Consider the following 14,219-nt stretch of genomic DNA (forward strand, 5'->3'; position numbering starts at 1 on the left):
TCGAAACCCCAAAGGCAAAAAACCAAAAGTCAAGGATAGCCGGGATGTTCTCTCGCTTTGAAGGGTTGGTAGACCCTTTTGAAAAAACTGAAGTCAAAACGCCGCCATCGACATTCTGGCGGTTTATCTGGCATTACACACGGCCGTTTGCGCCGCTTTTATGCCTGGCGGCCCTGCTTAGCGCCTGTATCGCGGTGCTTGAAGTGGTGGTCTTCACCTTCCTCGGCGATTTGGTGAACTGGCTGGGCAGTGAAGATCCCAGCACCTTCTTCCAGAACAACTGGCCGCACCTGATCTGGATGGGTGTTGTCGTGCTGGTGTTGTTGCCAGCGTTGGAGTTGATCTGGCAGTTGGTGTTTCATCAGGGCATCGTCGGCAATTTTCCGATGATGGTGCGCTGGCGTGGCCATCGGTACTTGTTGCGCCAGAGCCTGCCGTTTTTCCAGAACGATTTCGCGGGTCGTGTGGCCAACAAGCTGATGCAAAGTGCACTTGGTGTGCGCGAAGTGGTGACGCGTATTGCGGACATCTTCGTCTACGTCATGGTGTATTTCACTGCGGCAGTGGTCGTGCTGTTTGCCGCGGACTGGAAGCTGGCCTTGCCGCTGGTGGTGTGGTTTGGCGCGTATCTGGTGGTGTTGTTCTACTTCGTGCCGAAGTTGAAGACGATCTCACGGGAGCAGGCGGATGCACGATCGGTCATGACCGGCCATGTGGTGGATGCCTACACAAATATCTCCACGGTGAAACTGTTTTCTCACGCCGAGCGTGAAGAAGACTATGCCAAGGCGTCCATGGCGGACTTCATGGATCCGGTTTATCGCCAGATGCGTTTGGTGTCGGTGCTCAACGTGGCTCTCACCAGCATCAATATGTTGTTGCTGTTCACGGTCGGTGCCGTTTCCATCGGTCTTTGGAGCTATGCGATCGTCAGCACCGGTGACATTGCCGTTGCCATTGGCTTTGTCTTGCGCTTGCAGGGCATGTCCCAGTGGATCCTGTGGGAAGTTGCAGGTCTGTTTGAAAACGTCGGCACCGTGCAGGATGGAATGGCAACGCTATCCAGGCCCTGCGAGGTGGTGGACGCGGAAGAAGCCAAGGATCTTGTCGTTCAAGATGCCGGGATTGAGTTCAAAGAGGTACGGTTTCACTACGGCAAAGAAAAGGGGGTTCTGGAGAACCTGTCACTTTCTATCAAGCCGGGTGAAAAGATCGGTCTGGTCGGGCGTTCCGGTGCGGGTAAGTCGACCTTGATGAACCTGTTGCTGCGGTTTCACGATCTGGAAGGTGGCAAGATCGAGATCGACGGCCAGGATATCTCCAAGGTCAGTCAGGAGAGCTTGCGGCAGGCCATCGGTGTGGTGTCGCAGGACACATCGCTTCTGCATCGAACCATTCTCGAAAACATCACCTATGGCAAGGAAGGGGCGACCTTCGAAGGGGCCCGCCTTGCAGCTGAACGCGCCCATGCGCTGGACTTCATCAATGAGCTGAAGGATCCGAAAGGGGGCAGTGGATTTGATACGCTTGTTGGTGAGCGGGGTGTCAAGCTGTCTGGTGGCCAGCGTCAGCGGATCGCCATTGCCCGTGTGCTTTTGAAGGATGCGCCGATCCTCGTTCTGGATGAGGCCACGTCGGCGCTCGACTCCGAAGTGGAAGCGGCCATTCAGGAGAGCCTGTTTGAGCTGATGCAGGGCAAGACCGTAATTGCTATTGCGCACCGGTTATCTACGATCGCAGCCATGGACCGGCTCGTGGTTATGGATCAGGGAAAGATCGTAGAAATGGGCGCTCATGAGCAGTTGCTGGAAGCTGGCGGGCTCTATTCCAAGCTTTGGGAACGCCAATCCGGCGGTTTTTTGTCGCAGATTGCGGCTCAATAACTGCGATTCAGAATGAATCAACCTACAGTCGTCGCGGGGAATCTTGCGACGGCTGATCCTGTCAGCGCTTGAATATACACGACTTTCTTCCTAGTCGTTTCGTCGCTAGAAGCTTTCTAATCCACCGAATTGCGTAATTTTCCCAATTTTCGTGCGACAATAAGTCCACTTTTCGCCGTGGTCGCTGGACAAGTGGGCGACTTGGTGTCAGATAAATCACGCTATTAGAATTGCGTAGTTCGCGCATGGGCGCCTGCAGCAGTATCACGGTCGATAACCAAAGAGTTTTCATCGAGTGACGGCTTGGTGGGGCGTTAAAACTGTAACTTGTTTCGAGAGGACGCGACCTTGGAACACTCGGACACGGCAGAACCGAATCGCCGCGATTTCTTGTATCTCGCGACCGGTGCCGTGGGCGCAGTTGGCGTGGGAGCGCTGGCATGGCCCTTTATTCATCAGATGAACCCTGATGCATCGGCATTGGCACTGGCGTCTATTGAAGTTGATGTCTCGGCCATTGATGTCGGGCAGTCAATCACTGTTACCTGGCGCGGCAAGCCGGTTTTCATTCGTCATCGTACGGACAAAGAAATTGAAGAGGCCAACAACGTGCCTCTTTCTGATCTACCCGACCCGATTGCACGTAATGCCAACTTGGATGCCAATGCTGAAGCAACGGATTTAAACCGTTCTGCAGAAGGCAAAGAGCCCTGGCTTGTTATGGTCGGGATTTGTACGCACCTGGGGTGTGTGCCGTTGGGACAAAAAGGAGATTTCGGCGGGTGGTTCTGCCCTTGCCACGGATCTCACTACGACACAGCTGGCCGCATCCGCAGAGGTCCTGCTCCGGAAAACATGCTGGTTCCGCCTTTCGCATTCGTTGATGACGAAACCATTCGCATTGGCTAACCGGTTCAGTTCAGGAGGCAGCTATGGCTGGGCATACCAAATATGTACCGCAAAGTGCACCTGCTAAGTGGCTAGAAGCCCGCTTGCCGGTGATCTCGCTCATTCGCGGGAGCTTTGTGGACTTTCCAACCCCGAAGAACCTCAATTATTGGTGGACCTTCGGCGGTATCGCATTTTTCGTTCTGGTGGTGCAGATCGTGACCGGCATCGTGCTGGTGATGCACTACACCCCACATGTGGACATGGCATTCGCATCCGTTGAGCACATCATGCGTGATGTGAACTACGGGTGGCTGATCCGCTACCTGCATGCCAACGGCGCATCGATGTTCTTCATCGCCGTCTACATTCACATTTTCCGCGGTATGTACTACGGCTCCTACAAGGCTCCCCGCGAGATCTCGTGGATCCTTGGTGTGATCATCTTCCTGTTGATGATGGCCACCGCATTCATGGGCTATGTGTTGCCTTGGGGCCAGATGTCCCTGTGGGGCGCAACCGTGATCACCAACCTGTTCTCGGCCATCCCTGTTGTGGGTGAGGGCATCGTGACCTGGTTGTGGGGTGGTTTCTCTGTCGGCAACCCGACGCTGAACCGCTTCTTCTCGTTGCACTATCTGTTGCCGTTCGTGATCGTGGGCGTTGTGCTGTTGCACATCTGGGCGTTCCACACCACGGGTAACAACAACCCGGTTGGTGTTGATCCCAAGTCCGACAAGGACACGATCCCGTTCCATCCGTACTATACCATGAAGGATCTGCTGGCGATCGTCGTCTTTATGATCTTCTTCTCCTGGTTTGTGTTCTACCTGCCCAACTACATGGGCCATGCGGATAACTACATCGAAGGTAATCCGCTTGTGACACCGGCGCACATCGTGCCTGAATGGTACTTCTTGCCATTCTACGCCATTTTGCGCGCTGTTCCGGACAAGCTGGGTGGTGTTGTGCTGATGTTCGGCGCAATTGCGGTGCTGTTCTTCCTGCCTTGGCTTGATACTTCCAAGGTGCGTTCGGCGACGTTCCGCCCGTTGTTCAAGATTTTCTTCTGGCTGTTTGGTATTTACTGCGTGGCTCTTGGCTATCTCGGTGCGATGCCGGCTGAAGGGATCTACGTGATCTTGTCACGGATTTTCACCACACTGTACTTCCTGCACTTTCTCGTAGTGTTGCCGCTGCTTGGCTTCATCGAGAAGCCGGATAAAGTGCCGGAATCGATCAATGATGCCGTGCTTGCCGATCATGGCAAGCCGAGTGCAGCTTGAGATCGGAGCGGGGGACTTTAAGACTATGAAAACACTTCTCGTCAAAAGCGCTCGTGCTCTGGCTCTTGCTTGTGGCGTTCTGATGGCTGGAACGGCGGCTCATGCCGCCGGTGAAGGCCCGCATGTGGAGCGCCAGCAGTGGTCGTTCTCTGGCCCGTTCGGTCAGTATGACAAGGCGCAGCTGCAGCGCGGCTTCAAGGTGTACCGTGAAGTTTGTGCTGCATGTCACTCCATGAACTATGTTGCCTTCCGCAACCTGGCTCAGGAAGGTGGCCCCGGCTTCTCCGAGGACGAGGTGAAGGCATTGGCAGCGGATTACCGGATCGAAGATGGTCCGGATGATTTCGGTGACATGTTCGAGCGTGAGGGCAAGCCTTACGATCACTTCCCGGCACCTTTCCCGAACGAGAAGGCTGCCCGCGCAGCCAATGGCGGCGCCTACCCACCTGACCTGTCGCTGATCGCCAAGGCCCGTGCCGTAAAGCGCGGTTTCCCGTGGTTCGTGACGGATATCGTTACGCAGTATCAGGAGAACGGTCCGGACTACCTCTACGGTTTGCTGACAGGCTATGAGGAAGCGCCGGAGGGCTTTGAGGTTCCGGTTGGCCAGTACTACAACACCGGCTTTATCTCCGGCGAGACGCTGGCCATGGCTCCGCCTCTGATGGATGAGCTGGTGGAATACACGGACGGAACGCCCATGACTGTAGATCAGTATGCGCGTGACGTTTCCGCCTTCTTGATGTGGGCCGCTGAACCGAAGCTGGAGCAGCGCAAGGAACTGGGACTTGGCGTGATGCTGTTCCTGATCCTGTTTGCGTCTTTGCTGTACTTCACCAAGCGCAAGATCTGGAAGGACGTCGAGCACTAAGCCTCGTCGGTTCCAACAATCTCAAGGGTCGCCAATCGGCGGCCCTTTTTTGTGTCCGCTTGCGGGATGGTTTAAGGTGCGCTCGATTTCCTTATCCTGCGTGCTGTTGTGCCGCGTGGGGCTCTGAAGTTTCCTGAAAGAAAGTGTTTGCAATGAAGTCTGTACTTGGAATTGTTGGCGGCTCGGGCCTTTATGATCTGCCGGGATTTGAAAACAGCCATTGGGAGACCATCGAGAGCCCATGGGGCACTCCATCAGACGCCGTACGCATTGGTGAGATTGACGGATTGCGAGTTGCCTTCTTGCCTCGCCACGGGCGTGGCCACGTTCACGGACCCAGTGATATCAACTATCGCGCCAACATTGATGTTTTGAAGCGGGCAGGGGTGACGGATCTGGTGTCGGTGTCAGCCGTTGGATCTTTGAAGGAAGCCTACGCGCCGGGCACATTCGTACTGGTGGACCAGTTCATTGATCGGACATTTGCGCGAGAGAAGAGTTTCTTCGGCAAAGGTTGCGTGGCGCACGTTTCTGTCGCCGAGCCGGTATCGCCCAAGCTGCTTGAACTTGTGGAGGCTGCTTGCCAAGACGAGGCGCTGTCTTACCACAAGGGTGGTACCTATCTGGCCATGGAAGGGCCACAGTTCTCGTCTGTCGCGGAAAGCCATCTTTATCGTCAGTGGGGATGTGACGTGATTGGCATGACCAACATGCCGGAAGCCAAGCTCGCCCGTGAAGCGGAAATGAGCTACTGCACTGTCGCCATGGTCACCGACTACGATAGCTGGCATCCGGGTCATGGTTCCGTAGACATTGCCGACATCATCCGGGTGTTGGGAGAGAATGTGGATCATGCGCGCCGCTTGGTGTTGAACCTCGCCAAGAGATTTCCGAGGGAGCACACGCCATGCCCCATCGGGTCCAATACTGCGCTTGAGTACGCGATCATGACGGCCCCAGCGAAACGCGACCCCGACCTGGTTGCCAAGCTGGACGCCGTGGCGGGCCGTGTATTGAACAGGGCATAGGTTGCAGGCGCCGTGGACTTGCATCCGCTTCCATGGCATCGTGAGGTTATGAGAACCAACTTTCAGATTTCTGGCGCGCGGCGTCTGTTGCGAATTATCAGCCCGGCCTGAACTGCCGGGCCGGGGTTATTTGCATCTGATTGTTAAATGCGCGTCCTGCGCTTTCCAAAGGGTTTTCTCATGTCACAAGACAAGCCTGTACTGCACCTGATGTGCGGCAAGGTCGCCTCCGGCAAATCTACGCTTACTGCAAGGCTGGGCGAACAACCGAATACGGTTGTCATCGCCGAAGATGAATGGCTTTCGGGCCTCTATGGAGACCAGATGGTCTCAATCTCCGACTTCGTGCGCTGTTCTGCGAAGCTGGAGGCGGTGATTGGTCCGCACATCGTCGCCTTGTTGAGGGCAGGTGTTTCAGTGGTGTTGGATTTCCACGCCAACACGGTCGAACGGCGGCGCTGGATGCGCTCAATTGTGAAGGCGACTAACGCCGAGCATCGGCTTCACTATCTGGATGTGCCTGATGAGGTTTGCAAGGCGCGCCTTCGAGCGCGCAACGCCATGGGCGAGCATCCCTTTACGGCGAGTGATGAACAGTTCGAACAGCTTTCGCGGCATTTCGTCGTGCCGAGCCCGGAGGAGGGGCTTGATGTTGTGGTTCACCGCTTCGACGGCGAGTGGTCGCCCATTGAAGCTGACTGACGCAGCTCATAGTGTGCCGCGGGTTCCATGTGCTACCGATGATGCGACCTTGGTCTGAAGGTCGGCGTGGTGTAGATTTGCCCGCTATTTCGGAATCAACGGAGAGCGCGCGCTCTCCGTCAACAAAGAGCAGGACCGTGTCTGAGAACTCAATTCGTGAAGAACTGATTGAATCCATTCGTACCATTCCAGACTACCCTTCAAAGGGCATTCTGTTTCGGGACATCACGACGCTTTTGAAAGACGCCAAGGCTTTTCGCCGTGCTGTTGATGCGTTGGTTCAGCCTTATGCCGGATCCAAGATTGACCAGATCGCTGGCATTGAAGCGCGAGGCTTTATTCTCGGCGGCGCAGTGGCGCACCAGTTGTCGGCCGGTTTTGTGCCGGTGCGCAAAAAGGGCAAGCTTCCTGCGGCTACCGTGGAGCAGGAATATGAATTGGAATATGGCAGTGATGTCATCGAGATGCATCGGGATGCAATCCAGTCGGGGGAGAAAGTGATTCTGGTTGATGACTTGATTGCAACCGGAGGTACTGCTGATGCTGCCGTCCACCTCTTGCGCAACGTGGGGGCAGACATCGTGGCGGCCTGTTTTATTATCGATTTGCCAGATCTGGGGGGACGTGCCAAACTTGAGAAGTTGGATGTTCCTGTACGCACACTAGTGGAGTTCCCAGGCCATTGATTTCCTTGAGTTCTCAAAGTGGTCCATGTTTTTCTGAGGCCTTTGAAAACCAATTCGAGTTGCTTTTGAAATGGCGGCGGGACGTCCGCCATTTCCTGCCTGATCCAGTCTCTCAAGAGGATCTTGATCATATTCTGACAGTTGCGGATATGGCGCCATCCGTGGGAAACAGCCAGCCTTGGCGATTTGTGGTTGTAGAAACTCAGGAGGCCCGTCATGCGGTCTACCAAAGCTTCAAAACGGCCAACAACGCTGCCCTTTCCGGTTACCGGGGGGAGAAGGCGAAGACCTACGCCTCGCTGAAGCTGTCGGGCATTGAAGTGGCCCCGGTTCAACTTGCCGTCTTTTGTGAGCAAGACCCCGAACAGGGGGCGGGGCTTGGCAGGCAAACCATGCCCGAGACATTAAATTATTCAGTTGTATCAGCTATCTATAATCTGTGGCTCGCGGCACGCATTCGTGGTATCGGAGTTGGATGGGTATCCATTCTGGACCCTGAAAGTGTGTCTGCGACACTTGGCGCACCAAACAGTTGGCAGTTGGTAGCGTATCTTTGTATTGGTTATCCGATTCAGGAAACAGATGTGCCAGAGCTGGAAACCAAAGGCTGGCAGGAACGGACTGCGCGGGAAAGCCGGATCTATAGCGACCGGGAACTGCGTGGGGCCGATAAGGTGAAGAAAGGATAAGGGATGGCGGTTGTTATCAGGCCGATTGATGAGCAGGACCACCCAATGGTGGTTGAACTGCTGGTTCGTCGCTGGACAAGTCCGGACATCCTTATTGAGGGCGAGATGATTGACGCCTCCCGGTTGCCGGGTTTCATCGCGCTTGAGGACGGGCGTCTCGTGGGGCTGGTTACCTTGATCAAGCGCCCGCACGAGTGGGAGATCCTGACGCTGGATTCACTACAGCGCTGGGGTGGCGTTGGAACCATGTTGCTGGATGCTGTTGTAGATGGTGCGCTCGCCGAAAATATTCCGCGGCTGATGGTGCGCACCTCCAATGACAACATGGATGCTTTCCGCTTTTATCAGCGCCGCGGTTTTCGCCTGGAACGGGTGGTGCAGGGCGCCATCGATGAAGAACGCAAACAAAAACCTGAGATCCCAGCCACGGGGCTGCATGGCATTCCGATCCATGACGAGGTCGTGTTCGGACGGTCTTTAGCTTAAAATTAGAAGTTTCCCATTACGGTACATAGTCGTTCTAAAAATGTTTTAAATATCGCTTTACTCACTGAGGGTTGGGGCACCCTTGGAGGTTTTATGACACCTAAGGTATTGGAGGAGCTGGTTAAAAACCATCGCACCATCAAGTTGGTGACAGCCCGGGAAATTTTGGGGTTGAGCAAAGCTGCATTTTTCAAGCTTGTCGATGAGGCCAGTGCACGGGGCACGGTTCGCCTGAGTGATGATCGGTTGATTTCGTTGGTACCTCAACCGGAGGAGAGCATCGGTGTGCGAATGCACAACCGATTTCGAGAAAAGGATGCAATCGGTCGGTTGGCGTCGGCGCAGATTGAGCCCTGTTCTCATCTTTTGATTGAGGCTGGAAGCACACCAACTTATTTCGTGAAGCACCTCAACCTTGGGGGGCACATCCGGATTTCGACCACCAGTCCATTGATTGCGCAAAGCATCGTCGTGCAGCACCGGGCGGCGGTGGTCGAGGTTATTTCGGGCCGATTGACGTCAGGAAATTCCAATCTCCATGGTACTGACGCCTTGCAGCGGATTGGCGAGATTGAGGCAGACTGGGCAATCCTCAGCCCTGTTGGGCTCAATGCGGAACAAGGTTTGGCTTACTATTTCCGCGAGGATGCGCGGGTATGTGAGGCGATGAACCTGCATGCCAAAAAAACCATGGTGCTGGCTGACAGCTTCAAGCTCGGTGTGCCGAGCCGGTTTCCGTTCATACCCTCCGAACCTGTCGATCTGCTTGTCACGGACAGTGGGTCATCTACGGAGCTGGAGGCGGTGTGTGAGGCGCTTCAGCCGAAGGAGGTGTTGCTGGCAAACCCAGATACAGAGGATGTGAGCGAGCTAACGCTGCTTGATACATAGTTTATTAGGCGATCATACTATAGTATATCTACGTGATTAATATACAGAATTGTCTGCTTGGGTGGGGTTTGACAGGGGATGGTGAGCGAATTGATGGTCGATGTGCTGGCCAATCTGGTCAAGCGATACAGGCGCATCGAGCTTAGAACGGTCAGCGAAATTTTGAATGTGGGCGCGCTCAGCATTGGCGAGATTGCGAATGCGCTTGCTGACAGGGAATTTTTCGACCTGTATGATGATACCCTGTTCTACCTCGCGCCGCGCGAAGAGGAACGCTACAGCGTGCGCTTGCGCAGCCAGTACAACGAAAAGCATGCGATTGGACGATTGGCATCAACGCTGTTTCGACCCGGTGATCACTTGTTGATTGAAGCCGGTAGCACCATGACCATTTTCACCCAACACCTTACCGAAGTGCCGGGCTTGCGCGTCTCCACCAACAACTACGCTGTTGCGTCACACATCGTGACAGCTTGTCCAACCTGTCAGGTGCACATGATTGGAGGAGACCTGAAAGCTGACGGTGGGGGGTGTCTTGGAGCGCTGGCGGAGACCAATGCGCGCCATCTGCAGGGCGATTATGCCGTGATCTCACCGGTTGGCGTATCGGCCGAAGGGGACATCATGTATTTCAATGAGGAAGAGGCTTCGTTTGCGCGGACGTTGAGCGAAACCTGCAAGAAAACGGTTGTGCTGTGCGACTCCAGCAAGGTGGGCGTTCCAAGCCGTCACAGGGCGATCCAGCCACAGGACGTGGATTATTTCATAACCGACAGTTATCTCAAGCCGCTGTCGCAAGCACGGCTGATGCGCTCTGGGCTTCGTGCCTTGCGGATCGCGCAGGTTGAAGTGGAGCAAGCCAGCGAAATCGTGATGCTGGATGTTTAAGGCTAGTCCTTGTCAACAAAAAAGCGCGGCCGTATAGCCGCGCTTGTTGTTTCGGAGTTGTAAGCGTCAGGTCACGTGTTGAACTTGAACAGCAAAACATCGCCATCCTGAACAATATATTCCTTGCCTTCGTCACGGGCTTTGCCCGCATCCTTGGCGGCGACTTCGCCTCCCAGACCTACGTAGTCATCATAGGCGATGGTTTGGGCTCGAATGAAGCCGCGTTCAAAGTCGGTATGGATGACGCCTGCTGCTTGTGGTGCCTTGGTGCCCTTGACGATGGTCCAGGCACGGGTTTCCTTTGGGCCGGCGGTGAAATAGGTAATCAGACCGAGAAGATCGTATCCAGCGCGGATCAAACGATCCAGACCGGGTTCTTCCAGTCCCATATCCGCCATGTACTCGCGCTGCTCTTCATCATCAAGCTGAGCAATTTCGGACTCGATTGCAGCCGAAATGACAACGCTGGCCGCGCCTTCGGCCTGCGCCTTTTCAACCACCTTCGCAGACAGCGCGTTGCCCGTTGCGGCAGAACCCTCGTCCACATTACACACATAAAGGACCGGCTTTGACGTCAAAAGGTCCAGCATGCGCAGCTGGCGCTTTTCTTCAGGATCCGTGATGTCCAGCGCGCGTACGGGCTTGCCTTCCTCCAGAATTGCAAGGGCCCGCTCCATGATTGGGAGCTGGATCTTGGCATCCTTGTCGCCAGACTGAGCCTTCTTCTTGAGCGGCGCGATGCGCTTTTCAAGGCTCTCCATGTCAGCAACCATCAATTCGGTCTCGACGGTTTCCGCATCCGCAATCGGATCAATGGTGCCTTCCACGTGGGTAATGTCGCTGTCTTCAAAACAGCGCAGGACATGGGCGATGGCATCCACTTCACGAATGTTGGCCAAAAACTGGTTGCCCAATCCTTCTCCCTTGGAAGCACCCCGAACCAGTCCGGCAATGTCCACAAAGGTCAGGCGGGTCGGGATGATTTCCTTGGAACCAGCGATTTCTGCGATTTTGGTCTGGCGTGGGTCCGGTACGGCCACATCCCCGGTGTTGGGCTCAATGGTGCAGAACGGATAGTTGGCGGCCTGTGCAGCGGCCGTCTTGGTGAGCGCGTTAAACAGCGTGGACTTGCCCACATTGGGAAGACCGACAATACCGCACTGAAAGCCCATTAGTCTTGTCCTTTCGATCCGAACAGCCGCTCAAGCCCTGCGGCGAGCGGCCCTTTTTTGGAAGCAGGCTGCTTTGCCTCGCTCCCTGCATGGGGTGCCGAAGGGGAGACCTCGGCGTCCTTGGTCTTGCGCGCTGCCGCAGCTTCGCGCGAGGATTGTTTCTTGTAAGGTTTACCCGGAGCCTCGCCCCGCGTTGCAAGTGTCACCTTGTTGGCGAACTGATTGTCCTGCCCTTTGGCGAGCATGGCCGCATTGTCTGCAATGGCTTCCAGAAGCGGGTCCAGCCAGTCATGATCGGCCTTGGAAAAGTTCCCCAGAACCCACGGCACCACACGATCCTTGTGGCCGGGATGCCCTATGCCCAAGCGTACGCGTCGATATGCATCCGACAGATGGGCGGAGATTGACCGCAAGCCATTGTGGCCGCCATGGCCTCCACCGGCTTTCATGCGAAACTTGCCGGGGGGCAAATCCAACTCGTCATAGAGCACGACAATGTCTTCGACGGGGATCTTGTAGAAGCGAGCGGCTTCACCAACGGCGCGACCGGACTCGTTCATAAAGGTCATGGGCTTCATGAGAAGGATCTTTTCCCCCTCAAGGGTGCCTTCGGCAACTTGCGCCTGAAAACGGGATTTCCAAGGCGAAAAGGTGCCATGGCGGCGATGAATTTCATCTGCCGCCATGAACCCGATATTGTGCCGGTTTTTCTCGTAGTTTGGACCCGGATTTCCCAGGCCGACAAGCAGCTTCATCTGGTGATCTCCAGCCCTTACGATAAAACCTTAGGCTTCGCCTTCTTCAGCTTCACCTTCGCCTTCACCGTCTTCATCAGACTCATTGAGGCCAGCTGGGGCTGCAATGGTGGAGATGGTGAAGTCACGATCTGTAATGGTAGGCTGGCAACCTTCCGGCAGCTTTACAGCGGAGATGTGCTGTGTGGAGCCGAGGTCTTCATTGGCCAGATCGACTTCGATTGCCTCAGGAATACTGGTTGCTGGAACCGTCATTTCAACCGTGTGGCGAACGATGTTCAGAACGCCGCCGCGCTTGATGCCCGGGCATTCTTCTTCGTTCAGGAAGCGTACCGGAATATCAACAGTCAGGGTGTCGCCTGCGGTAACGCGCATGAAGTCAATGTGCCATACGAAGTCACGGACCGGCTCAAGCTGGAAGTCCTTCGCGATCACGGTGATCTTCTTGCCGTCAAGATCAAGGGTGCCGATCTGGGACAGGAAGCCGCCGCGGAAGACAGCGAGCTCGGTTTCCTTGTAAGGCAGGTTGATGCTGATTGCAGGCTTCTTGTCGCCGTAAATGACTGCTGGTACGAGACCTTCACGACGAGCTGCACGAGCGGCCCCCTTGCCGACCCGTTCACGCACCGTTGCTTTCAGCTCATAGCTGTTCGCCATGGTGGTTACTCCTAAGTTTAGATATAAAAGAAGGCCGTTGAAGGGGCATTGCGCCTCTTCCTGCACGGCCAGGCTCACGTGTCTCCTCCAAGGGTGAACGACACGCGAGGCTCGTATAGCGGATCACTGCTGAAAGAGCAAGTAGCACAAGCCCCATGGCACCATGGAATTGCGCAGTCTGTGTACGTCGTTGAGAGGCGCTGCTTGAACCGGCCCAAGACGGGATGGGCCAACGAAAAAGCCGAGAGCGCAGGCTCCCGGCTTTGAACGGTTTTTATGGCGCTCTTGTCAGATGAAGAGGCTGGAAACCGACTTTTCCTGAGCCGTGCGATTGATGGCTTCGCCAATCAGCGGGGCAATGGAAATGGTTCGGATGTTTGGTGCTGCGTTGACAGCTGCCGTCGGTTCGATGGAGTTGGTAATGACCAATTCCTTCAACTTGGAGGCAGATACGCGAGCCACAGCGCCACCAGACAGGACACCGTGCGTGATGTAGGCGGTGACCGACTTTGCTCCTTGTGCCAGCATGGCGTCTGCTGCGTTACAAAGCGTACCGCCGGAATCGACAATATCGTCCACCAGTATGCAGTCGTAGCCCTTCACATCACCAATGATGTTCATCACTTCGGATTCGCCAGGCTTATCGCGGCGCTTGTCGACGATTGAGAGTGGCGCTTCAATGCGCTTTGCCAGAGCGCGGGCCCGTACAACGCCGCCCACATCCGGCGAGACAACCATGACGTTGTCCGTGGCGTAGCGCTCTTTGATGTCCCGTGTCATGACCGGTGCTGCGTACAGGTTATCGGTCGGGATATCGAAGAAGCCCTGAATTTGACCTGCGTGGAGGTCCATTGTCAGAACACGGTCGGCACCAGCGTTGGTGACGAGGTTAGCAACCAGCTTGGCTGAGATCGGTGTGCGTGGTCCGGCCTTGCGGTCCTGACGGGCGTAGCCGAAATACGGAATGACTGCCGTGATGCGGCGTGCCGATGAACGGCGCAATGCATCAATCAGAATCAGCAATTCCATAAGGTGATCGTTGGCCGGATAGCTGGTGGATTGCAGGACAAAAACATCCTCGCCGCGCACATTCTCCTGAATCTCGACATAGATTTCCTGGTCGGCAAAGCGGCGTACCTGCGCTTTTGCCAGGGGAACATCCAGATATTTCGAGATTTCTTCAGCCAGCGCGCGATTCGAGTTCCCCGCGACGATTTTCATGACCCGCAAGTCCTTCCTGGGCTGTGGTTTGGAACAATCGGCTTTGTGCCATTGTTCAACGATAGTTCAAACTTTCGGCAGAACATGCCGTGAATGAACGGCAACAGACGTCGCCG

Annotated in this window: 15 protein-coding genes; 11 read left to right on the plus strand and 4 right to left on the minus strand. The window is 55.4% G+C overall.

Going from position 1 to position 14,219, the window contains the following annotated elements; genetic code table 11:
* Nucleotides 1–44: 44 nt before the first annotated feature.
* From G512_RS0100390 to G512_RS0100440, 11 genes are all read left to right on the plus strand, one after another.
* The gene (locus G512_RS0100390) at nucleotides 45–1,883 is read left to right on the plus strand and encodes an ABC transporter ATP-binding protein (protein WP_028479982.1); all 1,839 of its coding nucleotides are present in this window, start codon (nucleotides 45–47) and stop codon (nucleotides 1,881–1,883) included.
* A 348-nt stretch (nucleotides 1,884–2,231) separates the two neighbouring features.
* Nucleotides 2,232–2,792 carry a ubiquinol-cytochrome c reductase iron-sulfur subunit gene (petA, locus tag G512_RS0100395; RefSeq protein ID WP_028479983.1) on the plus strand — a complete coding sequence of 187 codons (561 nt, stop codon included), beginning with the start codon at nucleotides 2,232–2,234 and terminating at the stop codon, nucleotides 2,790–2,792.
* A gap of 23 nt (nucleotides 2,793–2,815) precedes the next feature.
* Complete coding sequence (locus G512_RS0100400; RefSeq protein ID WP_028479984.1) at nucleotides 2,816–4,057, plus strand: cytochrome b; 1,242 nt, start codon at nucleotides 2,816–2,818, stop codon at nucleotides 4,055–4,057.
* Nucleotides 4,058–4,082: 25 nt separating this feature from the next.
* Nucleotides 4,083–4,928, plus strand: a complete 846-nt coding sequence (locus G512_RS0100405) for a cytochrome c1 (protein ID WP_028479985.1) — start codon at nucleotides 4,083–4,085, stop codon at nucleotides 4,926–4,928.
* Between the two features lie 152 nt (nucleotides 4,929–5,080).
* Complete coding sequence (locus tag G512_RS0100410; protein ID WP_028479986.1) at nucleotides 5,081–5,956, plus strand: S-methyl-5'-thioadenosine phosphorylase; 876 nt, start codon at nucleotides 5,081–5,083, stop codon at nucleotides 5,954–5,956.
* Between the two features lie 180 nt (nucleotides 5,957–6,136).
* Nucleotides 6,137–6,658 carry an AAA family ATPase gene (locus G512_RS0100415; RefSeq protein ID WP_028479987.1) on the plus strand — a complete coding sequence of 174 codons (522 nt, stop codon included), beginning with the start codon at nucleotides 6,137–6,139 and terminating at the stop codon, nucleotides 6,656–6,658.
* 137 nt (nucleotides 6,659–6,795) lie between these two features.
* Nucleotides 6,796–7,344 carry an adenine phosphoribosyltransferase gene (locus tag G512_RS0100420; RefSeq protein ID WP_028479988.1) on the plus strand — a complete coding sequence of 183 codons (549 nt, stop codon included), beginning with the start codon at nucleotides 6,796–6,798 and terminating at the stop codon, nucleotides 7,342–7,344.
* A gap of 5 nt (nucleotides 7,345–7,349) precedes the next feature.
* Nucleotides 7,350–8,033 carry a 5,6-dimethylbenzimidazole synthase gene (bluB, locus tag G512_RS19500; protein WP_036488078.1) on the plus strand — a complete coding sequence of 228 codons (684 nt, stop codon included), beginning with the start codon at nucleotides 7,350–7,352 and terminating at the stop codon, nucleotides 8,031–8,033.
* Between the two features lie 3 nt (nucleotides 8,034–8,036).
* Nucleotides 8,037–8,519 carry a GNAT family N-acetyltransferase gene (locus G512_RS0100430; protein ID WP_028479989.1) on the plus strand — a complete coding sequence of 161 codons (483 nt, stop codon included), beginning with the start codon at nucleotides 8,037–8,039 and terminating at the stop codon, nucleotides 8,517–8,519.
* Nucleotides 8,520–8,612: 93 nt separating this feature from the next.
* On the plus strand, nucleotides 8,613–9,410 hold the full coding sequence (locus G512_RS19505) for a DeoR/GlpR family DNA-binding transcription regulator (RefSeq protein WP_051268666.1): 798 nt from the start codon (nucleotides 8,613–8,615) through the stop codon (nucleotides 9,408–9,410).
* Nucleotides 9,411–9,488: 78 nt separating this feature from the next.
* Entirely contained in the window at nucleotides 9,489–10,298 is an 810-nt protein-coding gene (locus G512_RS0100440) for a DeoR/GlpR family DNA-binding transcription regulator (protein WP_051268668.1), read from the plus strand.
* Nucleotides 10,299–10,369: 71 nt separating this feature from the next.
* On the opposite strand, the gene ychF is transcribed toward G512_RS0100440, so the two are convergent.
* From ychF to G512_RS0100460, 4 genes are all read right to left on the minus strand, one after another.
* Complete coding sequence (gene ychF / locus G512_RS0100445) at nucleotides 10,370–11,470, minus strand: redox-regulated ATPase YchF (protein ID WP_028479991.1); 1,101 nt, start codon at nucleotides 11,468–11,470, stop codon at nucleotides 10,370–10,372.
* Nucleotides 11,470–12,225: an aminoacyl-tRNA hydrolase gene (gene pth / locus G512_RS0100450; RefSeq protein ID WP_028479992.1), complete on the minus strand. Its 756-nt coding sequence runs from the start codon at nucleotides 12,223–12,225 to the stop codon at nucleotides 11,470–11,472. Before pth ends, ychF begins: the two co-directional genes overlap by 1 nt.
* Nucleotides 12,226–12,255: 30 nt before the next feature.
* On the minus strand, nucleotides 12,256–12,882 hold the full coding sequence (locus G512_RS0100455; protein ID WP_028479993.1) for a 50S ribosomal protein L25/general stress protein Ctc: 627 nt from the start codon (nucleotides 12,880–12,882) through the stop codon (nucleotides 12,256–12,258).
* A 288-nt stretch (nucleotides 12,883–13,170) separates the two neighbouring features.
* Nucleotides 13,171–14,103, minus strand: coding sequence for a ribose-phosphate pyrophosphokinase (locus G512_RS0100460; RefSeq protein ID WP_028479994.1), 933 nt, complete (start codon nucleotides 14,101–14,103; stop codon nucleotides 13,171–13,173).
* Between the last annotated feature and the right edge of the window lie 116 nt (nucleotides 14,104–14,219).

Source organism: Pseudovibrio exalbescens DSM 16456 (assembly GCF_000422785.1).
GTDB classification, from domain to species: domain Bacteria; phylum Pseudomonadota; class Alphaproteobacteria; order Rhizobiales; family Stappiaceae; genus Pseudovibrio; species Pseudovibrio exalbescens.

Excerpts from the sequence above, each read along its gene's own strand:
- G512_RS0100410 (WP_028479986.1), top strand. The coding sequence starts at position 5,081 with ATGAAGTCTGTACTTGGAATTGTTGGCGGCTCGGGCCTTTATGATCTG.
- G512_RS0100440 (WP_051268668.1), top strand. The coding sequence starts at position 9,489 with ATGGTGAGCGAATTGATGGTCGATGTGCTGGCCAATCTGGTCAAGCGA.
- G512_RS19505 (WP_051268666.1), top strand. The coding sequence starts at position 8,613 with ATGACACCTAAGGTATTGGAGGAGCTGGTTAAAAACCATCGCACCATC.
- ychF (WP_028479991.1), bottom strand. The coding sequence starts at position 11,470 with ATGGGCTTTCAGTGCGGTATTGTCGGTCTTCCCAATGTGGGCAAGTCC.
- G512_RS0100455 (WP_028479993.1), bottom strand. The coding sequence starts at position 12,882 with ATGGCGAACAGCTATGAGCTGAAAGCAACGGTGCGTGAACGGGTCGGC.
- G512_RS0100400 (WP_028479984.1), top strand. The coding sequence starts at position 2,816 with ATGGCTGGGCATACCAAATATGTACCGCAAAGTGCACCTGCTAAGTGG.
- G512_RS0100430 (WP_028479989.1), top strand. The coding sequence starts at position 8,037 with ATGGCGGTTGTTATCAGGCCGATTGATGAGCAGGACCACCCAATGGTG.
- G512_RS0100415 (WP_028479987.1), top strand. The coding sequence starts at position 6,137 with ATGTCACAAGACAAGCCTGTACTGCACCTGATGTGCGGCAAGGTCGCC.
- G512_RS0100390 (WP_028479982.1), top strand. The coding sequence starts at position 45 with ATGTTCTCTCGCTTTGAAGGGTTGGTAGACCCTTTTGAAAAAACTGAA.
- G512_RS0100405 (WP_028479985.1), top strand. The coding sequence starts at position 4,083 with ATGAAAACACTTCTCGTCAAAAGCGCTCGTGCTCTGGCTCTTGCTTGT.
- G512_RS0100460 (WP_028479994.1), bottom strand. The coding sequence starts at position 14,103 with ATGAAAATCGTCGCGGGGAACTCGAATCGCGCGCTGGCTGAAGAAATC.
- pth (WP_028479992.1), bottom strand. The coding sequence starts at position 12,225 with ATGAAGCTGCTTGTCGGCCTGGGAAATCCGGGTCCAAACTACGAGAAA.